Genomic DNA, 24,599 nt, shown 5'->3' on the forward strand with positions numbered 1-24,599 from the left:
GTACGTCACGCCAAAGGGTACGAGTGCGTCACTTGAAGTCGGCGACGTTCTTCGCCGTGACGACCTTCACCGGCACCTTCACGGCCGAGGAGATCTTCTTGTCCTTCGCCGCGGAGATCGCGTTCTGCACGGCCATCTTCCCGAGTTCGCGCGGCTGCTGGGCCACGGAGGCGTACAGCGTGCCCGCCTTGACGGCCTTGAAGCCGTCGGGCGTGCCGTCGAAGCCGATGACGGGGACGGACTTGCCGGCCTTGGAGCCGAGCGCCTTGATCGCGCCGAGCGCCATCTCGTCGTTCTCGGCGAAGACGCCGTCGACGTCGGGGTGCGACTGGAGCATGTTCGTCATGACGTCCAGGCCCTTGGTGCGGTCGAAGTCCGCGGGCTGCTTGGCGACGACCTTGATGCCCGGGTACTCCTTGATCCCGGCGGCGAACCCGGCACCGCGCTCACGGCTGGCCGACGTACCGGCCTGGCCCTGAAGGACCACGATCTTCCCCTTGCCGCCCAGCTTGTCGGCCATGACCTTCGCGGCCTTCTTGCCGCCCGCGACGTTGTCGGAGGCGACGAGGGTGGCGGCCTTCGCCTTGTTGACGCCGCGGTCGGCGGCGACGACGGGGATGTCGGCCTTGTTCGCGGTGCGCACGGACGGGCCGACGGCGTCGGAGTCGACCGGGTTCACGATGACGGCGCTCAGGCCCTCGCTGGTGAAGTTCTGCAGCTGGTTGGCCTGCTGCGAGGCGTCGTTCTGCGCGTCGGTGACGGTCAGCTCGACGCCCTGCTTCTTCGCCTCTGCCTGCGCGCCCGCACGCATCTCCGTGAAGAACGGGTTGTTGAGCGTGGACACGGCCATGCCGAGCTTCAGGTCCTTCTTGCCGCCGGAGCCACCGGTGTTGTTCCACACGGCGAGCCCGCCGACGATCGCGACGGCGACCACGGCAGCGAGCACGTACTGCATCCGCTGCTTCGGCCCACCGGCCCCGGCACCCGCGGCGGCGGGCTGGGCCCCGGCCTTGCGGCGCGCGGTGTCGAGCAGCACGGCGAGCGCGATGACGACGCCGATGACGACCTGCTGCCAGAAGGCGGACACCGAAAGGAGGTTGAGGCCGTTGCGGAGCACGGCGAGGATCAGCGCGCCGATGAACGTGCCCGACGCCTTGCCCGTACCACCGGCCAGCGAGGCGCCGCCGATGACGACGGCGGCGATGGCGTCCAGCTCGTAGCCGTTCGCGGCCTGCGGCTGCGCGGAGGCGAGACGCGAGGCGAGCACGATGCCGGCGACGGCCGCGAACAGGCCCGACAGACCGTAGATGACGAGCTTCTGCCGCTTCACGCGCAGACCGGAGAGGCGGGCCGCCTCCTCGTTGCCGCCGATCGCGTACATGGACCGGCCGATGAACGTACGGCCGAGGACGACCGCGGTGACGATGCCCACCACGACCATGACGATGACCGGCACCGGCAGCCAGCCGCCGAGCGTGTCACCCAGCTTGGAGACCGAGTCGGGGAACGGGATCGGCGAGCCCTGCGAGATCACGAGCGAGAGCCCGCGCCCCACCGACAGCATCGCCAGCGTCGCGATGAACGGCGGCAGCTTCCCGTACGAGATGAGCAGGCCGTTGACGAAGCCGCAGGCGATACCGGTGACGACGGCGAGCAGCACTGCTATGACGACCGGCACGCCCTCGTTGGTGGCCGCCCACGCGAGGACGGTCGCGGACAGTGCGGCCACGGAGCCGACCGACAGGTCGATGCCCGCCGAGACGATGACGAAGGTGACGCCGAACGCGAGGATCGCGGTGACGGCCGCCTGCACGCCGACGTTCAGCAGGTTCTGCGTGGTCAGGAAGTCGCCGGACATCAGCGACATGGCGATGACCAGGACGACGAGCGCGGTCAGCGCGCCGTTGTCGAGGAGCAGCCGCAGCAGGCTCCCGCTGTTCTTGGCCTGTGTCTTCTTGAGCGTGTCAGTGGTCACGGGAGCCCTCCTCCTCGAAGGCGCTGTGCTGCTGGTTGCTGACGGCGAGTGCCATCACGGAGTCCTGGGTGGCGTCGTCGGCGGCGAGTTCACCGGCGATGCGTCCCTGCGCCATCACAAGGACCCGGTCGCTCATGCCGAGGACTTCGGGGAGATCGCTGGAGATCATGAGCACGGCGTGCCCCGCGGCCGTCAGCTCGTTGATGAGCTGGTAGATCTCGACCTTGGCGCCGACGTCGATACCGCGCGTCGGCTCGTCGAGGATCAGCACCTTGATGTCGGCGAGCAGCCACTTGCCGATGACGACCTTCTGCTGGTTGCCGCCGGACAGGGTGCGCACGTGCTGGCCGAGCCCGGCCATGCGGACACCCAGTTGCTTCGCGATCCGCTCGGCGGCCTCGTGCTGGCCCTGCCGGTCGACGAACCCGGCGCGGGTTGCGGAGCGCAGCGTGACCAGCCCCAGGTTCTCCTCCACCGACTGGTCGAGGACGAGCCCCTGCCCCTTGCGGTCCTCGGGGACGAGCCCGACCCCCGCGGCCATCGCGGCGTTCACGTCGTGCCGGGGCAGGGCGCTGCCCGCGACCTCGACGGAGCCGGAGTCGTACGGATCGGCGCCGAAGACGGCCCGGACGACCTCCGTGCGCCCCGCGCCCACGAGCCCCGCGATGCCGACGACCTCACCGGCCCGCACCTCGAAACCGACGTCGTGGAAGACGCCGTCCCTGGTCAGACCCTCGACCTTCAGCAGCGCGGCGGCCGTGTCCCGGCCGTCCGGGCGTTCGCGCGGGTACTGCTGGTCGATGGAGCGGCCCACCATGAGGCGGACGAGCTCGTCCTCGGGGGTGGAGGCGGGCACCTGCCCGACACTGCGCCCGTCCCGGATGACGGTGACCCGGTCGCCGAGCGCGGCGATCTCCTCCAGGTGGTGGGTGATGAAGACGATCCCGACGCCGTCCTCCCGCAGCTGCCGCACGATCGCGAACAGCTTGTCGACCTCCTCGGAGGTCAGCACGGCGGTCGGCTCGTCCATGATCAGCACACGTGTTTCGAGGCTGAGCGCCTTCGCGATCTCCACCATCTGGAGCCGGGCGATGCCGAGTTCGCGCACCCGCGCGCGTGGCGACACATTCACGCCCACGCGCGCGAGGAGCGCCTCGGCGTCGCTCTCCATCTTCTTGCGGTCGACGAGCCCGAACCGCCGGGGCTGCCGCCCGAGGAAGATGTTCTCGGCGACGGTCAGATCAGGAACGAGATTGAACTCCTGATAGATCGTCGCGATCCCGAGCCGTTCGGCGTCCTGCGCACCGTGGATGCGGACCTGCTCGCCGCCGACGGTGATGCGGCCCTCGTCGGGCGTGTAGGCGCCGGAGAGCATCTTGATCAGCGTGCTCTTCCCGGCCCCGTTCTCACCGAGCAGGACGTGCACCTCCCCGCGACGCAGGTCGAAGTCGACGCTGTCGAGCGCGACCACGCCGGGGAAGGTCTTCCGTATCCCTTCGATACGCAGCAACTCTTCGGAGCTGCTCATCCGTTGCTCCTCTCCATTGAGGTGGGCGTCTGTGGGGGTTCGCCGCAGGAGCGCCGTACGACGAGGTGGGCGGGGAGGGTGACCGACTCGGGCACCCGTCCCTCGATCCGGTCGACCAGGGCGCGCACGGCGGCCCGGCCGAGATCCTTGGTGGGCTGGGCGATCGCCGTGACGGGCGGATCGGTGTGCACGAACCACGGGATGTCGTCGAACGCGGCGACCGCGATGTCGTCCGGGACGCGCAGCCCGCGCGCGCGGATGGCGTCGAGCGCGCCCAGCGCCATCAGGTTGTCGGCCGCGAAGACGACCTGCGGCGGCTCGGGCAGGTCGAGGAACGCCTCGGTCACCCGCCGCCCGCTGTCCGCCTGGAAGTCGCCCTGCCCGATGTAGGCGTCCGGCAGCTCGATCTCGTACTCGGCGAGGGCCTCGCGGAAGGCGTCGACGCGCTCGCTGCCGGTCGTGGTGGCGGCGGGCCCCGCGATGATCGCGAGCCGCCGGTGCCCGAGCCCGTACAGGTGGGCGACGAGGTCCCGCACGGCGCCGCGCCCGTCGGACCGCACGACGGGCACGTCCACGCCGGGGATCCACCGGTCGACGAAGACCATGGGGGTACCGGTGCGGGCCGCGTCCAGCATGAGCGGCGAGCCGCCGTCGGTGGGGGAGACGAGCAGCCCGTCGATGCGCCGGTCCAGGAGGTTCTGGACGTGGTGGTCCTGGAGGTCGGGCCGTTCGTCGGCGTTGCCGATGATGACGCTGTAGCCGAGGGCGCGGGCCTCCTCCTCGACGGAGCGGGCGAGCTCGCCGAAGTAGGGGTTCAGCACGTCGCTGATGACCAGTCCGAGCGTGCGGGTCTGCGCGGTGCGCAGCGAGCGGGCCACGGCGTTGGGCCGGTACCCGAGCGACTCCACGGCGGCGAGCACGCGCGAGCGTGCGTCCGGGCTCACGGACGGATGACTGTTGAGCACACGGGAAACCGTGGCCACGGACACCCCGGCCGCAGCCGCGACATCCTTGATACTCGCCATCGCGGGCCACCTCCTTGTGGCTGCATGGAATCGATTACACGGAGGATTGGAATCGATTACACGAGGTGGGGGCAAGACCCTCCGGGGGGTCGTGACGTGATCGTGATGGAGGCGGATGGTGCCCCGCTCACGGGGCTCCGCCCCGGACCCCGCTGCTCAATCGCCGCAGGGGCTTGAAGTATCGAGCCCCTGCGGCCGTAACGCCGGTTCGGCAATTCAAGCCCCGCCGGCGATTGAGGCGCGGGGTCCGGGGCGGAGCCCCGAGGCCGTAACGGCGTCGCGGCCCGAACGGGATTGTCGGTGCCGCGTGCGATGGTGGACACACCGCAACGCCCCACGGATGACGAAGACGGAGCCCAGGACGTGAACCACGCGCAGCTCACCACACTCGGCAGAGCTCTCCGCGTGCTCGGCGAGCACGGCGAGAAGCTCACCGGCGACACCCCGGACGACGTACTGCACGAGATCCGCGGCGACCTGACCCGCGCGCTCGACCAGCTCGACGACGCGGTCTCCGGCGACAAGCCCACGACCCGCTGCAAGGAGCACCCGTACGGCCCGGTCGAGGAGTCCGCGCAGGACCTCTGCCTGTTCTGCGAGACCCGCCGCCGCAAGGCCCGCCGCTCCCAGATCTCGGGCGAGCCGGGCCCGGCCCGCCGCCCCACCGACGAGCGCCCGGTCCTCTCCCGCTACGGCACCCGCGAGGACCGCCCGCAGCCCCAGCAGCGCTGGATCCCGGAGATGTGGAACGGGCAGGTGTGGCAGCTGTGCGGCACCCCCCGCCACGACCGCCGCGAGGCGGACGCCTACCTGGCGGCCCAGCGCCGCCGCCCGGACGCGGCGATGGCGTACCGCCTGGTGCACGAGTTCACCGACTACGAGGTCGTACGGGTGTGGGGCACCCCCGTGCGCGTGGACCCGGAGCCGATGGGCGGGATCTGAGCCGCACCGCCGCGGACCGGGGCCCGGCGGCCCCTCCCGCGTTGTCGGACCCGCCCGCTACCGTCGGATCATGGCGAACCAGCAGGCGGCTGCCGGAGCGCGGCAGATGGCGCGGCTCGAGGGAGTCCTCGAGCGGATCACGTACGCCAACGAGGAGACGGGGTACACGGTCGGCCGGGTCGACACCGGCCGCGGCGCCGGTGATCTGCTGACGGTCGTCGGGGCGCTGCTCGGGGCGCAGGTCGGTGAGTCGCTGCGGATGGAGGGCCGTTGGGGCTCCCACCCGCAGTACGGCAAGCAGTTCACTGTTGAGAACTACACGACGATCCTTCCGGCCACGATCCAGGGAATCCGCCGCTATCTGGGCTCCGGCCTGGTCAAGGGCATCGGCCCGGTCTTCGCCGACCGCATCACGCAGCACTTCGGGCTCGACACCCTCGACATCATCGAGGAGGAGCCCAAGCGCCTCATCGAGGTCCCGGGCCTCGGCCCCAAGCGGACGAAGAAGATCGCCGACGCCTGGGAGGAACAGAAGGCCATCAAGGAGGTGATGGTCTTCCTGCAGAGCGTCGACGTCTCGACGTCCATCGCCGTCCGCATCTACAAGAAGTACGGCGACGCCTCCATCGGTGTCGTGAAGAACCAGCCGTACCGGCTCGCCTCCGACGTCTGGGGCATCGGATTCCTCACCGCCGACCGCATCGCCCAGTCCGTCGGCATCCCGCACGACAGCCCGGAGCGGGTCAAGGCCGGTCTCCAGTACGCCCTTTCGCAATCAACCGACCAGGGGCACTGCTTCCTGCCCGAGGAGCGGCTGATCGCCGACGCCGTGAAGCTGCTCCAGGTCGACACGGGCCTCGTCATCGAATGTCTCGCCGAACTGGCCCTGCCCGACGAGGACTCCGGCGAGCCCGGCGTGGTACGCGAGACGGTGCCGGGCGAGGACGGACAGCCGGTCACCGCGATCTACCTGGTCCCCTTCCACCGGGCCGAGCTCTCCCTCTCCGCCCAGCTGCTCAGGCTGCTGCGCACGGAGGAGGACCGGATGCCCGCCTTCCAGGACGTCGCGTGGGACAAGGCGCTGGCCTGGCTCGCCGACCGCACGGGGGCGCAGCTCGCGCCCGAGCAGGAGGAGGCGGTCAAGCTCGCGCTCAGCAAGAAGGTGGCGGTCCTCACGGGCGGCCCCGGCTGCGGAAAGTCGTTCACCGTGCGGTCCGTCGTGGAGCTGGCCAGGGCCAAGCGCGCCAAGGTCGTGCTCGCCGCGCCCACGGGCCGCGCCGCCAAGCGGCTCGCCGAGCTGACCGGCGCCGAGGCGTCCACGGTCCACCGTCTCCTGGAGCTGAAGCCGGGCGGGGACGCCGCGTACGACAAGGAGCGGCCGCTCGACGCCGATCTGGTCGTGGTCGACGAGGCCTCGATGCTGGACCTGCTCCTGGCCAACAAGCTGGCGAAGGCGGTGCCGCCCGGCGCGCACCTGCTGTTCGTGGGGGACGTGGACCAGCTGCCGAGCGTCGGGGCGGGGGAGGTGCTGCGGGACATGCTGGCCGAGGAGAGCCCGGTGCCGGCCGTCCGCCTCACCCGGATCTTCCGGCAGGCGCAGGAGTCCGGCGTCGTCACGAACGCGCACCGCATCAACTCCGGGACGCAGCCGATCACGACGGGCCTCAAGGACTTCTTCCTGTTCGTGGAGGACGACACCGAGGAGGCGGGCCGGCTCACCGTCGACGTGGCCGCCCGCCGGGTCCCCGCCAAGTTCGGCCTCGACCCGCGGCGCGACGTCCAGGTGCTCGCGCCGATGCACCGGGGCCCCGCGGGGGCGGGGAACCTGAACGGGCTGCTCCAGCAGGCGATCACCCCCGGCCGCCCCGAGCTGCCCGAGAAGCGCTTCGGCGGCCGCGTCTTCCGGGTGGGCGACAAGGTCACCCAGATCAGGAACAACTACGAGAAGGGCGCGAACGGCGTCTTCAACGGCACGGTCGGCGTCGTCACCTCCCTGGACACCGAGGAGCAGCGGCTCACCGTCCGGACCGACGAGGACGAGGAGGTGCCCTACGACTTCGACGAGCTGGACGAGCTGGCGCATGCCTACGCTGTGACCATCCACCGCTCCCAGGGCAGCGAGTACCCGTGCGTGGTGATCCCCGTCACGACGGGGGCCTGGATGATGCTCCAGCGGAATCTTCTCTACACGGCGGTCACGCGCGCCAAGAAGCTCGTCGTCCTGGTCGGTTCGCGCAGAGCGATCGGCCAGGCGGTGCGTACGATTTCGGCCGGTAGACGCTGTACTGCCCTGGATTTCCGGCTGTCGGGCCGGTCTGTTCAAAAGATTTGATCGATCAGACGAGTCGCGAAGGTCACAACCACTTCCGGAACCAGGGCGAAGGGGGCAGGATGAGCAAGTTGGCGGCACTCAGTGCCGCCAATGAGCCCAATGGTCGACCCCGAGTGCACTCTGCTGGGCCAAGTGGGGGAAGGTAGAGACAGTCAGGGCACCTCGAAGAAGAGGCACTACGTCGGTGAGGGATGACGTGAGCGAGCAGAACGAGAAGGCTGTAGTACTCCAGTACGGCGACGACGAGTACACCTACCCGGTGATCGACAGCACCGTGGGCGACCAGGGCTTCGACATCGGGAAGCTGCGGGCCCAGACAGGCCTGGTGACCCTCGACAGTGGATACGGCAACACCGCCGCCTATAAATCCGCGATCACCTATCTCGACGGTGAGCAGGGCATCCTGCGTTACCGCGGTTACCCGATCGAGCAGTTGGCCGAGCGTTCCACCTTCGCCGAGGTCGCCTACCTGCTGATCAACGGCGAGCTCCCGACGGTCGACGAGCTCTCCACCTTCAAGAACGAGATCACCGGGCACACGCTCCTGCACGAGGACGTGAAGCGGTTCTTCGACGGCTTCCCGCGGGACGCCCACCCGATGGCCATGCTGTCCTCCGTGGTCTCCGCGCTGTCCACCTTCTACCAGGACAGCCACAACCCGTTCGACGAGCAGCAGCGTCACCTGTCCACGATCCGGCTGCTCGCGAAGCTGCCGACGATCGCGGCGTACGCCTACAAGAAGTCGATCGGCCACCCGTTCGTCTACCCGCGCAACGACCTCGGCTACGTCGAGAACTTCCTGCGCATGACGTTCTCCGTGCCCGCGCAGGAGTACGACCTCGACCCGGTCGTCGTCTCCGCGCTGGACAAGCTGCTCATCCTGCACGCGGACCACGAGCAGAACTGTTCGACGTCCACGGTGCGCCTGGTGGGCTCGTCGCAGGCCAACATGTTCGCGTCGATCTCGGCCGGTATCTCCGCGCTGTGGGGTCCGCTGCACGGTGGCGCCAACCAGTCGGTGCTCGAGATGCTCGAGGGCATCCAGGCCGCCGGCGGCGACGTCGACGAGTTCATCCGCAAGGTGAAGAACAAGGAAGACGGCGTGAAGCTCATGGGCTTCGGGCACCGCGTCTACAAGAACTTCGACCCGCGGGCGAAGATCATCAAGGCGGCGGCGCACGACGTCCTCTCGGCGCTCGGCAAGTCCGACGAGCTGCTCGACATCGCGCTGAAGCTGGAAGAGCACGCGCTGGCCGACGACTACTTCGTCGAGCGCAAGCTCTACCCGAACGTCGACTTCTACACCGGTCTGATCTACCGGGCCATGGGCTTCCCGACCGAGATGTTCACGGTGCTCTTCGCCCTGGGCCGTCTCCCGGGCTGGATCGCCCAGTGGCACGAGATGATCAAGGAGCCGGGCTCCCGCATCGGCCGCCCGCGCCAGATCTACACGGGCGTCGTCGAGCGCGACTTCATCCCGGTCGAAGAGCGCTAGGTCAGCCACAGCTGAATTTGAGCCCCGCCGGCGATTGAGGCGCGGGGTCCGGGGCAGCGCCCCGCGACCGCAACCCCGCCCCACCGCAACAACAGGCCGGGTCAAGCTGCGCAGCAGAAAGCGCCCCGCTGTCGGTCCCCCCACGGGCCGACAGTCGGGGCGCTTTCCTTTACCCGGGTCGGATTCCCCCCACGGGATCCGGCCTGGGGGTATGGATGCGTCAGCCGCCGGAACACGTACCGCCCGGGCGGGCCGCTCAAGCTTCCCGGCGCACGTGCCCCGGCCAACGCTTTCGGGACGACCGTCCCCCAAGACGGGTCCCTCTGATGCCGAAACGTCCCCCAAGACGTTCCTTCATCGCCTCCTTAGACTCACGAGACCCGCAAAGGGTTACGTCCAGACCGGTGTGATCTGCGTCTCTTGCATATGTCCCGTGCGTTCACAAGAGGTTCGATATGTGGATATCGGCCTCTGTGGGGGAGTGCTGCAATTGTGCCGTGTGGATTATGTGTAGGTCCAGGGTTCTTTGAAGTGGAATCAGGCACGGCCCACGAGTTCGTAGCCGGCCTCGTCCACCGCCGCGCGCACCGCGTCCTCGTCGAGCGGCTCGGCGGAGACGACCGTGACCTGTCCGGTGGCGGCGACCGCCTGGACGGAGGCGACTCCTGCGAGCTCGGAGATCTCCTCGGTGACCGCGCCCTCGCAGTGGCCACAGGTCATGCCCTTGACCTCGTACACGGTGGTGACGGCGGGAAGCTCGGTGTGGGCGCTCATGTCGTACTCCTTGGTGGTGAGGCATCGTTCGACGCGCTCGACCCTATACCCCTAGGGGGTACTTTTCCAAGAAGGATCACGGCGGGCGAGCGACCGCACCCAGGCCAGCGCCAGGAGGGTGATGACGGCCAGTCCGCCGACCGAGAAGAGCGTGAAGAGGTGCTCCTGGGCGTCGGTGGGCTGCGGGATGAAGCCCTGGGCGAAGAGCGAGCGGTCCAGGCCCGTGCTGGTGAGGCGGGCCACCAGCCAGAGCGCGATGCCGTGCATCGAGTCCCAGAGCGCGTGCAGGAGCGAGACGCCGAGGTACGTGCCGATCACCGGGGCCGCGAAGCGGTAGCGGCCGCTCGGGCGGCGGAAGGAGAGGAGGACCGCTCCGGAGATCGCCGTCCACAGGCCGTGGCCGAACGGGGCGAGGAGCCCGCGCAGCACCTCGGTCTCCAGCAGGGCGCGCAGGTCGATGCCCTTCATGGTGATCGCCGCGTTGAACGCGTAGCCCGCGCTCTCGAACGCGGCGAACCCGAAGCCGACCGTCGCGCCGAGGACGAGGCCCGCGCGCAGTCCGCTGACGCGCGGGTGGCGGTGGAGCACGTACATCAGCGCGAGCAGCTTGACCGCTTCCTCGATCAGGCCGACGCCGGCGAACATCCAGACCGACGGGTGCAGGAGGTAGTACTCCATCACCGACGCCCCGAGGACGCCGAGGATGCCGCCGACCAGGAAGCAGCCGAGGATCAGGCTCACGCCCAGGTCGCGGCCGTGCCGCTCGTACGCCCACAGTACGAAGGCGGCCGGGGTGAGGAAGCTGCCCAGCAGGATCAGCGTGGGCAGCAGCGTGGTGTTCTGCGTGGCGTACGTGACGACCGCCGTCAGGACCCACAGCGCCAGGCCGCCCCAGAGGCAGCGCTTCCAGAGCCCGGTGCGGATGTGCGGTCCCGGCGGGGGCGGCTGCTGGGGGATGCGGGCCTGGGGTGCCCCGAAGGGCTGCTGGGGCTGCGTCACTGCGAATCCCTCCGGCTTGCCGGTAACTGACGGACGCTCTGGCCGATTTGTCCGAAAGTTTAGAGTGGGGCCGGTTATGTCGCAGTGCGGGCGCCGGGCCGTCGTCGGCACGGCCCGACGCCCTCGGGGGCGCCGCTCAGTCCTTGCGGCCGCGGTTGCTCGGCCGCGAGGCCACCCAGGCGCGGACGGTGTCGGCGTACCAGTAGGGCTTGCCCGACTCCACGTGGTCGGGCGGCGGCAGCAGACCGTGCTTGCGGTACGAGCGGACGGTGTCGGGCTGCACGCGAATGTGCGCGGCGATGTCCTTGTACGACCAGAGCCTGCGGTCGTTCATCGGTGGCTCCTCCCTGGCGGGCCGCACGGCGGCTCGGGGGTGCCGCCGTGATCAGCTCAGCCTGTGCCCGGTGAACGAGGTGAACCGTGATGAAGGGAGGGCCTGTGGGACGCCTGTGACGCAGAACCCGCGTAGGCCTGACATGTGTGACGTGATGCGGGCGTTTGTGACGTGAATGATGCAAAGGGGGCGCGCCGCGGGCGCATGCTCCGGCGCGCGAGCGGACAGGTGGAGCGTCAAACCCCGCAGGAACGCAGGAAGCGGCGCGTGCGATCGGCGATCGGGAACGGACGGTCCGGTTCGCACGGGTACATGTCCTGCTCGACGATCGCGAAGAGGTCGACGTCGAGGCGTCCGGCGGCGGCCAGGACCGGCTCCAACTCCGGTACTCCCCGCGGAGGTTCGCACATCACGCCCTGCGCCACGGCCGGGCCGAACGGCGTGCCCTGCTCGCGCACCCCGGCCAGGACCGCCGGGTCCACCTGCTTCAGGTGCAGATAGCCGATCCGCTCCCCGTACGTCTCGATGAGCTTGACGCTGTCGCCGCCGCAGTACGCGTAGTGGCCGGTGTCCAGGCACAGCGACACGAGGTTCGGGTCGGTGGCGTCGAGGAGGCGCGTGACGTTCTCCTCCGTGTCGACGTGGGTGTCGGCGTGCGGGTGGAAGACCAGCTTCAGGCCGTAACGGTCCTGCACCTCGCGCCCGAGGCGCTCGGTCTGTGCGGCCAGGTGGCGCCACTGCTCGGCGGTCAGGCGGGAGTCCTCCAGCACCTCGCCGGTCTTGTCGTCGCGCCAGAAGGACGGGATGACGACGAGGTGGTCGGCGCCCATGTCGCGGGTGAGTCCGGCGATGGAGGAGACGTGCTCCCACGTCTTCTCCCAGACGGCCGGGCCGTGGTGCAGGCCCGTGAACACCGTGCCCGCCGACACCTTCAGTCCGCGCCGGCCCGTCTCCTCGGCCAGCACCCGCGGGTCCGTCGGCAGATAGCCGTACGGTCCCAGCTCGATCCACTCGTACCCGGCCTCGGTGACCTCGTCGAGGAAGCGGTGGTACGGGACCTGCTGCGGGTCGTCGGGGAACCAGACGCCCCAGGAGTCCGGGGCCGAGCCGATGCGGATGCGCGCGGGCGTGGTCGTCATGAAATCAGCCTCAAGCCGCCCGAAGAAGGGTGTCAAGGCGTGGTCCGAATGTCAGGACAAAATATTGACAGGCGGCTCGGACGGGTCTAGATCTGTCGGGGCGACGGATGACGGATGACGACGACGCATGACGGACGAGGAACGGCGGGCGCGTAACGGCGGACGCCGTGCCGAGGGGGCCGAGGGGATGGAGTCGGGCGTGGACGAGGCAGCGGGCGTCGACCTCCGGTGGCTCGCCCGGACGCGGGCCGAGGAACCGGAGGCGGTCGCCGAGGCCGCCGCACGGCGCAAGCGGCGCCCGCTGCTCGGCACGGGGCGCAGGCTGCTGGTCGTGGCCGCGGACCACCCGGCCAGAGGTGCGCTCGGAGTGGGGGAGCGGCCCCTCGCCATGGCGGACCGGGGCGAGCTGCTGCGGCGGCTGTGCGTCGCGCTGGCCCGGCCGGGCGTCGACGGGGTGCTCGCCTCCGCCGATGTGCTGGAGGACCTGCTGTTGCTCGGGGCCCTTGAGGGCAAGGTCGTCATCGGCTCCATGAACCGGGGCGGGCTCGCCGGGGCCTCCTTCGAGCTCGACGACCGGTTCACCGGGTACCGGGCCGAGGACCTGGACCGGATGGACTTCGACGCGGGGAAACTGCTGCTGCGCGTCGACCACGACGATCCGGGCTCCGGCTCCGTACGGACGCTGGAGGCCGCCGCCCGCGCCGTCGACGCGATGGCGGCGTACCGGCTGCCCGTGTTCGTCGAGCCGTTCCTGAGCCGCCGCGACCCCGAAACAGGCGTGCTGCGCGCCGACTTGAGCCCGCGGGCCGTCACCACGTCGATCGCCGTCGCCTCGGGCCTCGGCGGCACCTCCGCGTACACCTGGCTGAAGCTCCCGGTCACCGACGACCCCGACGCCATGGCCCGCGTCATGGAGACCTCCGCCCTGCCCGCCGTACTGCTCGGCGGCGACATCAAGGACGGCGACCAGGACGCCACGTACGAGAGATGGCGGTCCGCGCTCCAACTGCCCACCGTACAGGGGCTCGTGGTGGGACGGTCGCTGCTGTACCCCGCCGACGGGGACGTCGCGGGCGCCGTCGACACGGCGGTGGGCCTGCTGTGCACCACGCGCACGGACACCTAGGAGGAGAGTAGAGGCATGACGCATCTTCCACGGGGCAGCGCCGCCGACGGTCCCTACGCCCTGTCCGTCGACCCCGACAAGGTCGGCTGGGCCCGGGCCGGGCTGCGGGTGCTCGAACTGCCGGCCGGGCAGACGCACGGCTTCGACACCGGGGAGAGCGAGTGGATCGTGCTGCCGCTGTCCGGTGGATGTTCCGTCCGCGCGGAAGGGATGAACATCGAACTGGCGGGCAGGGGCGACGTATTCGGTTCAGTGAGCGACTTCGCCTACGTTCCGCGCGACACCAGCGTGGAGATCTCCTCCGGTGCGGGAGGCCGGTTCGCCCTGGCAGGAGCGAAATGCGGTCGACGACTCCCCGTCCGCTACGGCCCCGCGCCGGAGGTTTCCGTCGAGGACAGGGGCGGTGGGCAGAGCGCACGGCAGGTGCGCAACTTCGCCTCCGCCGACGCCTTCGACTGCGATCAGCTCATCGCCGTCGAGGTGATCACTCCCGGCGGGAACTGGTCCTCGTACCCGCCGCACAAGCACGACGAGCACCGGCCGGGCGAGGAATCGCTGCTCGAGGAGATCTACTACTTCGAGATCGAGGGACCGGGCGGCTACGGATACCAGCGTGTGTCCCCGTCCAGGCCCGGCGGCACCGACCTCCTCGCCGAGGTCCGCGCGGGTGACACCGTGCTCGTCCCCGACGGCTGGCACGGTCCTTCGATCGCCCAGCCGGGGCACGCCATGTACTACCTGAACGTCATGGCGGGACCGGGGGACGAGCGGGAGTGGAAGATCTGCTTCCACCCCGATCACGCCACGGAGGGATACCGATGACCCGAACGGTACGACTCACCGTCGCCCAGGCCCTCGTCCGCTTCCTCGCGCACCAGTACACGGAGCGCGACGGCGCCCGGCACCGGCTGATCGGCGCCACCTGGGGCATCTTCGGCCACGGCAACGTGGCGGGCCTCGGCCAGGCGCTCCTCCAGTACGGCGACGACATGCCGTTCCACCAGGGCCGCAACGAGCAGGCGATGGTGCACGCCGCCGTCGGCTACGCGCGCCAGTGCGACCGCCTGTCCACGCACGCCGTCACCACCTCCATCGGCCCCGGCGCCACGAACCTCGTCACCGGCGCCGCCCTCGCCACCATCAACCACCTGCCCGTGCTGCTGCTGCCCGGCGACGTGTTCGCGACGCGGCCCGCCGACCCGGTGCTCCAGCAGCTCGAAGTGCCGTACGCGGGCGACGTGTCGGTCAACGACTGCCTGCGGCCGGTGTCGAAGTTCTTCGACCGGATCGACCGCCCCGAGCAGTTGATCCCGGCCGCGCTCCAGGCCGTGCGCGTGCTCACCGACCCCGTCGACACCGGCGCCGTCACGCTCGCGCTGCCGCAGGACGTGCAGGCGGAAGCGTTCGACTGGCCGGAGGAGTTCTTCCGGGAGCGGGTCTGGACCGTGCGCCGCCCCGCGCCGGACCCGGTGGAACTGGATTCCGCCGTACGGGAGGTGGAGCGCGCCCGGCGTCCGCTGATCGTCGCCGGTGGCGGGGTGCACCACAGCGGCGCCGAGGACGCCCTCAAGGACTTCGCCGACGCCACCGGCATCCCCGTCGCCTCCACCCAGGCCGGCAAGGGCTCGCTCCGCCACGACCACCCCGCCGACGTCGGCGGCATCGGCCACACCGGGACCGCCACCGCCAACGAGCTCGCCCGCACCGCCGACCTGGTGATCGGCGTCGGCACCCGGTACACGGACTTCACGACGGCCTCCGCGACCCTCTTCGCCAACCCCGGGGTCCGCTTCCTCAACCTGAACGTCGCGGCCGTCGACGCCCACAAGCTGGCCGCCCAGCCGCTCGTCGCCGACGCCCGCGCGGGTCTCACCGCGCTGCGGGAGGCGCTCGGGGGGAGGTACCGGGCCGAGCCCGCGTACGTCGCCGAGTACACCGAGGACAAGGAGCGCTGGGAGCACCGCGTCGACGCCTGCTTCACCGCGGACGACGACCTCGTGCACCCGACCCAGGCCCAAGTGCTCGGCGCACTCGACGCGTTGGCGACCGAGGACGACATCCTCATCAATGCCGCGGGCTCGCTCCCCGGCGATCTGCACAAACTGTGGCGGGCCCGCTCCCGCGACCAGTACCACGTCGAGTACGGGTACTCCTGCATGGGCTACGAGATCCCCGCCGCGCTCGGCGTCGCGCTCGCCGCGCCCGGCAGGCCCGTGTGGGCGCTCGTCGGCGACGGCACGTATCTGATGCTGCCCACCGAGATCGTCACCGCGGTCCAGGAGAACATCCCGGTCAAGGTCGTCGTCCTGCAGAACCACGGGTACGCGTCCATCGGCGGCCTCTCGGCGTCCGTCGGGGCCGAGGGCTTCGCCACGCAGTACCGGTTCACGGACGGGCAGGGGGCGTACGCGGGCGCGCCGCTGCCCGTCGACCTCGCCGCCAACGCGGCCAGCCTCGGCATGACCGTGCACCGCGCCAAGACCGTGCGTGACCTGCGCGAAGCGCTTGCCGCCGCGCGCGCCGCCACCCGCCCCACATGTGTCTACGTGGAGACCGAAACGGCAGACACAGTGTCGGGCCCGCCTCCCGCGCAGGCGTGGTGGGATGTTCCTGTGGCCGAGACGGCGGAGCGCAGCGCCGCGGTCAAGGCCCGCGAGGAGTACGACCGGCACGCCGCCGGTCGGCGCCACCACCTCTGAGAAGTACGTAGCCGTCACAGGAGTTGCCCGTATGTCTGACACGAAGTTGGTCCACCACTGGATCGGCGGCAAGACCGTCCAGGGCGCGTCGGGCAATCACGGCCCGGTGACCGACCCGGCGACCGGCGCCGTCACCACGCACGTCGACTTCGCGAGCGTCGAAGAGGTGGACGCGGCCGTCGCCGCCGCCAAGGAGGCGTACACGTCCTGGGGCCAGTCCTCGCTCGCCAAGCGCACCGAGATCCTCTTCCGGTTCCGCGCGCTGCTCGACGCCAACCGTGACGCGATCGCCGAGCTGATCACCGCCGAGCACGGCAAGGTGCACTCCGACGCGCTCGGCGAGGTGGCCCGCGGCCTGGAGATCGTCGACCTGGCCTGCGGCATCAACGTGCAGCTGAAGGGTGAGCTGTCCACGCAGGTCGCCACCAACGTGGACGTGTCCTCGATCCGCCAGCCGCTGGGCGTCGTCGCGGGCATCACGCCGTTCAACTTCCCGGCCATGGTGCCGATGTGGATGTTCCCGATCGCCATCGCGACCGGCAACACCTTCGTACTCAAGCCGTCCGAGAAGGACCCGTCGGCGTCGCTGAAGATCGCCGAGCTGCTGTCCGAGGCGGGCCTGCCCGACGGAGTCTTCAACGTCGTCCACGGTGACAAGGTCGCCGTCGACCGCCTCCTGGAGCACCCGGACGTCGCCGCCGTCTCCTTCGTCGGCTCGACCCCGATCGCCAAGTACATCCATGCCACCGCCTCCGCCAACGGCAAGCGCGTGCAGGCCCTCGGCGGCGCCAAGAACCACATGCTGGTGCTGCCCGACGCCGACCTGGACGCCGCCGCCGACGCCGCGGTCTCGGCCGCGTACGGCTCGGCCGGCGAGCGCTGCATGGCGATCTCCGCCGTCGTCGCCGTCGGCTCGATCGGCGACGAGCTCGTCGCGAAGATCAAGGAGCGCGCCGAGAAGATCAAGATCGGTCCGGGCAACGACCCGACGTCCGAGATGGGCCCGCTCATCACGGCCGCCCACCGCGACAAGGTCGCCGGTTACGTGAAGGGTGCGGCGGCCGAGGGCTGCGACGTCGTCCTCGACGGCAGCGACTACACGGTGCCCGGTTTCGAGAACGGCCACTGGGTGGGCCTGTCCCTGCTGGACAACGTGCCCACGACCGCCAAGGCGTACCAGGACGAGATCTTCGGCCCGGTCCTGTGCGTGCTGCGCACGGAGACGTACGAGGAGGGCGTGGCCCTCATGAACGCGTCCCCGTTCGGCAACGGCACCGCGATCTTCACCCGGGACGGCGGCGCCGCCCGCCGCTTCCAGCTGGAGATCGAGGCCGGCATGGTCGGCGTCAACGTCCCGATCCCGGTCCCCGTCGGCTACCACAGCTTCGGCGGCTGGAAGGACTCGCTCTTCGGCGACCACCACATCTACGGCAACGACGGCACGCACTTCTACACGCGCGGCAAGGTCGTCACGACCCGCTGGCCGGACCCGGCCGACGCCCCGGCAGGCGTGGACCTGGGCTTCCCGAGCAACCACTGAGGCCCCTGAGCCGTCCGGAGTACGGACAGTTCGCTGTGAACTTCAGCGCCCCTGCTGCGGTTCCCGTACGTAGGGGATGAACCGGGCGGCTTAAGTCGACCCCCGTATATGACCTTGGATACGAAGGTCATATACGGGGGTCGTCGTGTATGTATCGGCCGACTTTGCGAACACCTGAAGAATCGCGCGCAGTTGGCGGAAGCGGTGGTGCGGATTCCGAAGGAAAACAGGCGTTGACGTTCGGATATCGGCGAGGTTGCATGTCGCGCCGGGAGCGGCCCCCACCCCCACCACCTCATTCCTCGGAGGCGATAGCGCTCCCGCCCGAATCCCCTGCCGCTCGAGTCGATCGGAACCGCTTCATGACCGACACGCTTCGCTCCGCCGCCGCCCCACCGGCGGAGCCCCTGCCGGACCAGGCACCTGAAGGTTCTCCCCAGAAGCTCAAGCGTTCCATCGGCGTCGTCGGAGGCACCCTGCTCACGCTCTCCTGCGTGACGCCCGCCTCCTCGCTGTTCGTCGTCGTCCCCGACCTGTTCGGCAGCCTCGGCACCGCCACCGCCCTCACCATCGCCATCGGCTCGCTGATCTGTATCGGCGTGGCGTTCCTCTACTCCGAGCTGGGCACCCTCATCCCCAGCGCGGGCGGCGAGTACGCCATGGTGTCGACGCTGGCCGGGCGGCTCGCGGGCTGGCTGGTCTTCGTGCTGTCCCTGCTGGTCGTGTTCATCGTGCCGCCGGTGATCGCGATGGGCACGGCCGACTACCTGGAGCCGGTCATCCACCTCGACCCGGCGATGGCGGGCGCGGGCGTGATGCTGCTGTCCACCCTCGCGGGCCTGCTCGACCTGCGCGCCAACGCGTGGATCACCGGCATCTTCCTCGTCCTGGAGGTCATCGCGGCGGCCCTCGTCGCGGTCCTCGGCTTCGCGCACGCCGAGCGCGGCGTCGGCTCGCTCGGCTCGATGCAGGTCGCGGGCGAGGGCGGTCACACGGACGTGGTGACCGGCATGCTCGTCGTCTCCGGCCTCGCCATCGCCCTCTTCGTCACGCAGGGCTTCTCCACCGCCGTCTACCTCTCCGAGGAGCTGGAGAACCCGCGCAGGTCCGTGGCCCGCACCGTCCTCGCCACGCTCGTCATCTCCTCGGTGATCATCCTGATCCCGGTCGTCGCGATCACGATGGGCGCCAAGGACGTCTCGGCGCTCACCTCGGGCAACATCAGCAGCATGGTCGTGGCCTGGTCGAACTCGGCGGTCGGCACGTTCGTCTCGCTCTGCGTCGCGCTCGCCATCATCAACGCGGGCATCGTCATGGTCATCCAGAACTCCCGCGTCCTGTTCGCCTCGGCCCGCGACAAGGCCTGGCCAGGACCGGTCAACAACGCGCTGTCCCGGCTCGGCCGCTTCGGCTCGCCGTGGGTCGCGACGCTGGTCGTCGGCGTCCCCGGCGCGGCGCTCTGCTTCGTCAACCTCGACACCCTGTACGGCGTGACGGGCGTCTCCGTCACCGGCATGTACCTGCTCGTCGCGGTCGCCGCCCTGTTCGCCCGCCGCGGCGCCCACAAGGATCAGCCGGCCTGGCGGATGCCGCTGTGGCCGGGGATCCCCGTGGTCCTGATCGCGCTGATGATCTACATCCTGATCGAACAGGAGGTCACGTACCTCCTGTGGACCGGCGGAATCATGGCGGTGGCCACCCTCTACTGGGCCTTCTACCTCCGCCCCCGCCAGGCGACCCGCTGGCTGGTGTCGGTCCCCGAATAAGCCCCTGCGGCGATTGAGCAGCGGGGTCCGGGGCAGCGCCCCGCAACCGTCACCACAGCTGCCCCGTCTCCACCGGGAGGCCGGACACCAACGACGAGTTCCCGGCCACCCCCACCGCCAGCGCAAGGGCACCGTCCCGCGCGGTGGCCCCCTTGCCCGCCGCGGGTACCGCCCCCTCGTCGCTGCCGTCACCGAGCGGCCCGAACAACTCCTTCAGCATCCGCAGATCCCCACCCCCGTGGGACCCCGCCGACTTCTCGAAGGAGATCTCCCGCGGCGCCTCCCACAGCGGCCGCAGCAGGATCGACGTACGGCCGGGCCGGTCCATGACCACCCCGCCGTGCGAGGCCCCGTCCCCGCCGGCGGCGACCTTCGGCGGCTGCCAGGTGTTCTCCTCGACCTCCAGCTCCAGGCGGCCCCCGGTCCCGTTGAACATCACCCGGTAGCCCTCCCAGGGCGAGTACGCGGTGAGGTGGTACGTCATCGTGGCCCCGGAGTCGTACCGCACGAGCACCGACAGATCGTCCTCGACGTCGATGGCGTCGCCGAAGACGTTCCGGTCGCGCACATAGCCGTCGCCCGCCGCCTCCGCGTCGACGTACAGGGACGTGAGGTTCGGGTCGTCGGCGAGGTGGATGGCGTACGGGTCGTCGGCGGCCTCGGAGGAGCCGTGGGCGCGCACGTAGTCACGGCGCAGGCCGGTCCGCTCGCCGTTGTCGCGCCCGTAGAAGACGAGCCCGCCCTCCGCGTACACGCGGGAGGGAGCAGCGCCGAGCCACCAGTTGACGAGGTCGAAGTGGTGGCCGGACTTGTGCACGAGCAGGCCGCCGCTGTGCTGCTTCTCGCGGTGCCAGCGGCGGAAGTAGTCGGCGCCGTGCCGGACGTCGAGCAGCCACTCGAAGTGCACGGAGCGGATCTCGCCGATCGCGCCGTCGTGGAGCAGCTGCCAGACCTTCTCGTGGGCCGGGTTGTAGCGGTAGTTGAACGCGACGGACAGCTCGCCGCCGGTCCGCTCGGCCGTCTCCAGGATGGCGCGGCACTTCTCCGCGTCCGTCGTCATCGGCTTCTCCGTCACCACCCGGCAGCCCGCCTCCAGGGCGGTGTTGATGTACGTGTGGTGGGTCGCGTCGACGGTGGTGACGACGACCTCGTCGATCCGGTGCGCACGCAGCGCGGCCCCGAAATCGGCCGGGTCACAGGCGGCGGCCTCCCCGCCGCCGAGCGAGCCGAGCAGCCGGTTGTGGTGGGCGATACGGGTCGGGCTCGGGTCCGCGAGGAGGGCCACGTCGTAGTGGGGGCGGGCACCCAGGGCCTTGGTGTACATCTGGGCGCGGTGGCCGGTGCCGATGATCGCTGCGCGCTTCATGGAGGTCAGGATTCCTTTCGCGGGGCCGGTCCTGTGGAGCGGCGGACTATCAACTCGCTGTCCAGGGAGATCTGTTCGGGAGCGCGGTCCGGGTCGTCGAGGCGGCGCAGCATCAGGTCGACGGCCCGCTCGCCGAGCGCGTCGAGCGGGATGCGGACCGAGGTGAGGGCGGGGGTGGCCGTGGTGGCCAGGAGGGTGTCGTCGGCGCCCACGACGCTGACGTCGTCGGGCACCCGTACCCCCCGGTCGGCGAGACGGGACAGCACGCCGAGCGCCATCAGGTCGTTGTGCGCGACGATCGCGGTGGCGCCCGCGGCCAGGGCCAGGTCGGCGACCTGCGCGCCCGTGTGGAACTTGGGCTCGTGCGGGCCGAACTCGGTGACCTTCAGCTCCAGTTGCTCGGCGGCGTAGCGGACGGCGTGGCCGCGCTGCTCGCTCGACCAGGAGTTGCGGGCCCCCAGGATCAGGGCGAGGTGGCGGTGGCCGAGCGCGTGCAGATGCGCCACGGCCTGGCGCAGTCCGTCCTCGCTCGGGGCGACCACGGAGGACACGCCGACCACGCTCCGATTCACGGCGACGCTCGGCACCTGCCGGACGACCTCGCCGAGCCGGGCGCCCTCCATCCTCGGGGCGACGAGCAGCAGCCCGTCCACCTGCCGGGCGAGAGTGAGCGCCAACTCGTACTCGTCGTCGGGGTGTTCGTCGGTGTCCGCGAGGAACACGGCGTAGTCCTTGCGGCGGGCGCGGGCCTGCACGGCCTTCACGATCACCGCGAAGAACGGATTGGCGATGTCGGGCACGATCAGCCCGAGCGTCCGGGTCCGCCCCTCGGCGAGCGACCGGGCGATGCGGCTGGGCCGGTACCCGAGCCGCTCCGCCGCGGCGAGCACCCGGGCCCTGGTCTCGGGCCGCACCTGATGCGGCGAGGCGAAACACCGGCTGACGGTGGACGGCGAGACCCCGGCGATCTCCGCGACTTCTTCAGCGCTCGGGACCGCGCCGCTCGACCGGTCGTTGCTACGCATGACGTACCCCCTCACCCTTCCGTTCTCGCGGGTCGGCAATTCCAGCCCCGCCGGCGTTTGAGGCGCGGGGGCCGGGGCGGAGCCCCGCGGCGTGACGGCGGTCGACCGCCACCGCGGCCAACGCCAGCACACCCGTCACCAGGGGCGCCAGCAGCACCAACTGCCATACGCAGACCGCCGACACCAGCACCGCTCCACCCAGCATCGCCGTGCCCGAGGGATCAGCGGCGGGGCGGGCCCACCGACCGGTCGACGACCACGTCGCCGCCATCCGCACCTGGTACACGACCACCGCCCCCGCCGCCCCCGCGACGACCACCGCCAGCACGCCGAAGAACGGAACGTCCCCCGCCGCGGCGGCAAGCCGCAGGTCCGCGCCCAGGAAACCCAGCACCGCGAGGCCCACCGCACCGACCCGCACCCCGCCGGGCAGCGCCGCCCGCCAGTCCGCCCAGAACCGCCGGGCCGTACCGGGCGAGGGCCCGTCCGGCACACAGCGACGTACCGCCGCGCACCCCGCCGCCATCGCCGCGGGCCACGTGACGACGAGCAGCGAACCCGCCGCCACCAGCACCCCGGTCCACAGCACCTCCGCGAAGAGCGTGAACCGCTCGCCGTACGGGGTGTCGCGCCGCGCCGCGGAACCCGCCCCGCTCATCCCGCCCATCGCGCTCATCCCTTCATCCCGGAGGTCGCCGCGCCCTCGATCAGCAGCCGCTGGAACGCCACGAAGAACGCGATCACCGGCAGCAGCGAGAGGACCGACATGCCGAGCATCGCCCCGTAGTCCTGGCTGCTCGTCGAGTCGACGAACAGCCGCAGGGCCACCGGCAGCGGGTACTTCTCCGGCGACTGGAGGTAGACCAGCGGCGCGAAGAAGTCGTTCCACGACCAGATGAACGTGAAGATCGCCGTGGTGATCAGGGCGGGCCGCAGCAGCGGAAGGACGATGTGGCCGAAGATCCGGAAGTGCCCGCAGCCGTCGATCAGCGCCGCCTCGTCGAGGCTGCGCGGCAGATTGCGCACGAACTGCACCATCAGGAAGACGAAGAACGCGTCCGTGGCGAGGAACTTGCCGAGCAGCAGCGGGACGTACGTGTCGACCAGGCCGACCTGCTGGAACATCGTGTACTGCGGGATGAGCAGCAGGTGCGTCGGCAGCAGGATCGTGCCGATCATCACCGCGAACATCGCGCCGCGCCCCCGGAACCGCAGCCGCGCGAAGGCGTAGGCGGCGATCGAGCACGACAGGACGTTGCCGATCACCGAACCGATCGCCAGGAGAAGCGAGTTGGAGAAGAAGCGCCACGCAGGCACCTCGGCGATGCCTTCGAGCGCGGTGCCGAAACCGCTCCAACTGATCTTCGACGGCAGCAGGCTGAAGCTGGAGATGATCTCGTCGGCGGGCTTCACGGACGCCGTGAACACCCAGAACACCGGGTAGAGGAGCACGAGCAGCAGGGCGACGGCGCCCACGTGCCACAGGGTCGAACGCGTGCCGGTCGTGGTGGTAGTCGCGGCCATCGTCACTTCTCCTCGCCCGCGTAGTGGACCCAGCGGCCCGAAGTCTTGAAGAGCAGCGCGGTGATCACGCCGACGACCAGCAGCAGCACCCAGGTCAGGGCCGCCGCGTAACCCATCCGGAAGTCGTTGAAGCCGAGTTCGTACAGGTACATCGAGTACACGTGGGTGGATCCCGCCGGGCCGCCGGTGCCGTTGGAGAGCACGAACGCCGAGTTGAACATCTGGAAGGCGTGCACCATCTCCAGGACCAGGTTGAAGAAGATGACGGGCGTCAGCATGGGGACCGTCACCGACAGGAAGCGGCGCCAGGGGCCCGCCCCGTCGATCTCCGCCGCCTCGAACAGATCGCGCGGGATCTGCTGCAGCGCCGCCAGGAAGATCACCATCGGTGCGCCGAACTGCCAGACGGAGAGCGCGACCAGGGACATCAGCGACCAGTCGGGGTTGGAGATCCAGCCGCCCGTGTGGATCCCGAACGTGCCGAGGAACTGGTCGACGACGCTGCCGGTGGAGAACAGCAGGCGCCACACGATGGCCGCGCCGACGCTCGCCCCGATCAGGGACGGCATGTAGAAGGCGGCCCGGTAGAAGTTGCGGCCCTTGCGGCGGGTGTGGAGCAGCATGGCCACGCCCAGCGCCGCGACGAGCTTGAGGGGCGTCGCGACGACCACGTAGAGCAGCGTGACGCCGACGGTGTCCCGGACCTCGGGGTCGTCGAACAGGATGCGCCGGTAGTTGTCGAGGCCGATCCAGCGCGGCGAGTCGAACAGGTTGTAGTCCGTGAACGACATGTAGAGCGAGAACAGCATCGGCCCGAGCGTCAGCAGGGCCGCGCCGATCATCCACGGGGTGAGGAAGACGTACGCGGAGCGGTCGTTCGCGCCCCGGCGGCGCTTTTTGGGGCTGGTCGAGGGGGAGTCGCCGCCGCGTGCGCGGGGTATCGCGGCGTCGGTCGTCGTCGTAGAGGCCATGTGGACTCCGTACGGTTTCGAGGGGCGGGGGCGGCCTTG

The 24,599-nt window shown here is 70.2% G+C and carries 20 protein-coding genes; 8 read left to right on the forward strand and 12 right to left on the reverse strand.

What is annotated here, in order from left to right; all coding sequences use genetic code 11:
- Window positions 1–28 precede the first annotated feature (28 nt).
- Genes ACY34M_RS01300 through ACY34M_RS01310 form a run of 3 tightly spaced genes read right to left on the reverse strand, consistent with a single transcriptional unit; the run spans window position 29 to window position 4,528 of the window.
- Complete coding sequence (locus tag ACY34M_RS01300; protein ID WP_462719167.1) at window positions 29–1,975, reverse strand: ABC transporter permease/substrate-binding protein; 1,947 nt, start codon at window positions 1,973–1,975, stop codon at window positions 29–31.
- On the reverse strand, window positions 1,965–3,503 hold the full coding sequence (locus ACY34M_RS01305) for a sugar ABC transporter ATP-binding protein (protein WP_462719168.1): 1,539 nt from the start codon (window positions 3,501–3,503) through the stop codon (window positions 1,965–1,967). Before ACY34M_RS01305 ends, ACY34M_RS01300 begins: the two co-directional genes overlap by 11 nt.
- On the reverse strand, window positions 3,500–4,528 hold the full coding sequence (locus ACY34M_RS01310) for a LacI family DNA-binding transcriptional regulator (protein WP_462719169.1): 1,029 nt from the start codon (window positions 4,526–4,528) through the stop codon (window positions 3,500–3,502). Before ACY34M_RS01310 ends, ACY34M_RS01305 begins: the two co-directional genes overlap by 4 nt.
- Window positions 4,529–4,891: 363 nt before the next feature.
- On the opposite strand from ACY34M_RS01310, the gene ACY34M_RS01315 reads away from it, so the two are divergent.
- The 3 genes from ACY34M_RS01315 to ACY34M_RS01325 all read left to right on the forward strand — a co-directional run bounded on the left by ACY34M_RS01315 (window position 4,892) and on the right by ACY34M_RS01325 (window position 9,297).
- Window positions 4,892–5,470, forward strand: coding sequence for a hypothetical protein (locus tag ACY34M_RS01315; RefSeq protein ID WP_462719170.1), 579 nt, complete (start codon window positions 4,892–4,894; stop codon window positions 5,468–5,470).
- A 70-nt stretch (window positions 5,471–5,540) separates the two neighbouring features.
- Entirely contained in the window at window positions 5,541–7,802 is a 2,262-nt protein-coding gene (gene recD2 / locus ACY34M_RS01320) for an SF1B family DNA helicase RecD2 (RefSeq protein WP_462719171.1), read from the forward strand.
- Between the two features lie 184 nt (window positions 7,803–7,986).
- A complete protein-coding gene (locus ACY34M_RS01325) occupies window positions 7,987–9,297 on the forward strand; it encodes a citrate synthase (protein ID WP_462719172.1) in 1,311 nt (436 codons plus the stop codon).
- A gap of 537 nt (window positions 9,298–9,834) precedes the next feature.
- Here ACY34M_RS01325 and ACY34M_RS01330 read toward each other — a convergent pair.
- From ACY34M_RS01330 to ACY34M_RS01345, 4 genes are all read right to left on the reverse strand, one after another.
- Window positions 9,835–10,071, reverse strand: coding sequence for a heavy-metal-associated domain-containing protein (locus tag ACY34M_RS01330; protein ID WP_462719173.1), 237 nt, complete (start codon window positions 10,069–10,071; stop codon window positions 9,835–9,837).
- Window positions 10,072–10,122: 51 nt separating this feature from the next.
- Window positions 10,123–11,070, reverse strand: a complete 948-nt coding sequence (locus tag ACY34M_RS01335) for a PrsW family intramembrane metalloprotease (RefSeq protein WP_462719174.1) — start codon at window positions 11,068–11,070, stop codon at window positions 10,123–10,125.
- A gap of 136 nt (window positions 11,071–11,206) precedes the next feature.
- Window positions 11,207–11,404 (reverse strand): helix-turn-helix transcriptional regulator, encoded by a 198-nt coding sequence (locus ACY34M_RS01340; protein ID WP_425833509.1) that lies wholly within the window; start codon window positions 11,402–11,404, stop codon window positions 11,207–11,209.
- Window positions 11,405–11,640: 236 nt separating this feature from the next.
- Entirely contained in the window at window positions 11,641–12,543 is a 903-nt protein-coding gene (locus ACY34M_RS01345; RefSeq protein WP_462719175.1) for a sugar phosphate isomerase/epimerase family protein, read from the reverse strand.
- Window positions 12,544–12,742: 199 nt separating this feature from the next.
- Between ACY34M_RS01345 and ACY34M_RS01350 the strand changes: the two genes are divergently transcribed.
- From ACY34M_RS01350 to ACY34M_RS01370, 5 genes are all read left to right on the forward strand, one after another.
- Window positions 12,743–13,669, forward strand: a complete 927-nt coding sequence (locus tag ACY34M_RS01350) for a Cgl0159 family (beta/alpha)8-fold protein (RefSeq protein WP_462719176.1) — start codon at window positions 12,743–12,745, stop codon at window positions 13,667–13,669.
- Between the two features lie 15 nt (window positions 13,670–13,684).
- A complete protein-coding gene (iolB, locus tag ACY34M_RS01355; RefSeq protein ID WP_462719177.1) occupies window positions 13,685–14,491 on the forward strand; it encodes a 5-deoxy-glucuronate isomerase in 807 nt (268 codons plus the stop codon).
- The gene (gene iolD, locus ACY34M_RS01360) at window positions 14,488–16,368 is read left to right on the forward strand and encodes a 3D-(3,5/4)-trihydroxycyclohexane-1,2-dione acylhydrolase (decyclizing) (protein WP_462719178.1); all 1,881 of its coding nucleotides are present in this window, start codon (window positions 14,488–14,490) and stop codon (window positions 16,366–16,368) included. The genes iolB and iolD overlap by 4 nt, the downstream gene beginning before the upstream one ends.
- A 31-nt stretch (window positions 16,369–16,399) precedes the next feature.
- Window positions 16,400–17,908, forward strand: coding sequence for a CoA-acylating methylmalonate-semialdehyde dehydrogenase (gene mmsA, locus ACY34M_RS01365; protein WP_462719179.1), 1,509 nt, complete (start codon window positions 16,400–16,402; stop codon window positions 17,906–17,908).
- Between the two features lie 362 nt (window positions 17,909–18,270).
- On the forward strand, window positions 18,271–19,674 hold the full coding sequence (locus ACY34M_RS01370) for an APC family permease (protein WP_462719180.1): 1,404 nt from the start codon (window positions 18,271–18,273) through the stop codon (window positions 19,672–19,674).
- A 49-nt stretch (window positions 19,675–19,723) separates the two neighbouring features.
- On the opposite strand, the gene ACY34M_RS01375 is transcribed toward ACY34M_RS01370, so the two are convergent.
- From ACY34M_RS01375 to ACY34M_RS01395, 5 genes are read right to left on the reverse strand one after another with little or no spacing between them, the layout of a single operon-like run.
- Window positions 19,724–21,040 carry a Gfo/Idh/MocA family oxidoreductase gene (locus ACY34M_RS01375; RefSeq protein WP_462719181.1) on the reverse strand — a complete coding sequence of 439 codons (1,317 nt, stop codon included), beginning with the start codon at window positions 21,038–21,040 and terminating at the stop codon, window positions 19,724–19,726.
- A gap of 5 nt (window positions 21,041–21,045) precedes the next feature.
- Complete coding sequence (locus ACY34M_RS01380) at window positions 21,046–22,065, reverse strand: LacI family DNA-binding transcriptional regulator (RefSeq protein ID WP_462719182.1); 1,020 nt, start codon at window positions 22,063–22,065, stop codon at window positions 21,046–21,048.
- Window positions 22,058–22,741: a hypothetical protein gene (locus ACY34M_RS01385; RefSeq protein WP_462719183.1), complete on the reverse strand. Its 684-nt coding sequence runs from the start codon at window positions 22,739–22,741 to the stop codon at window positions 22,058–22,060. The genes ACY34M_RS01380 and ACY34M_RS01385 overlap by 8 nt, the downstream gene beginning before the upstream one ends.
- Entirely contained in the window at window positions 22,738–23,589 is an 852-nt protein-coding gene (locus tag ACY34M_RS01390; RefSeq protein WP_462719184.1) for a carbohydrate ABC transporter permease, read from the reverse strand. Before ACY34M_RS01390 ends, ACY34M_RS01385 begins: the two co-directional genes overlap by 4 nt.
- A gap of 2 nt (window positions 23,590–23,591) precedes the next feature.
- A complete protein-coding gene (locus tag ACY34M_RS01395; RefSeq protein ID WP_462719185.1) occupies window positions 23,592–24,560 on the reverse strand; it encodes a carbohydrate ABC transporter permease in 969 nt (322 codons plus the stop codon).
- Window positions 24,561–24,599 lie beyond the last annotated feature (39 nt).

The organism is Streptomyces sp. EDA2-14 (assembly GCF_054963755.1).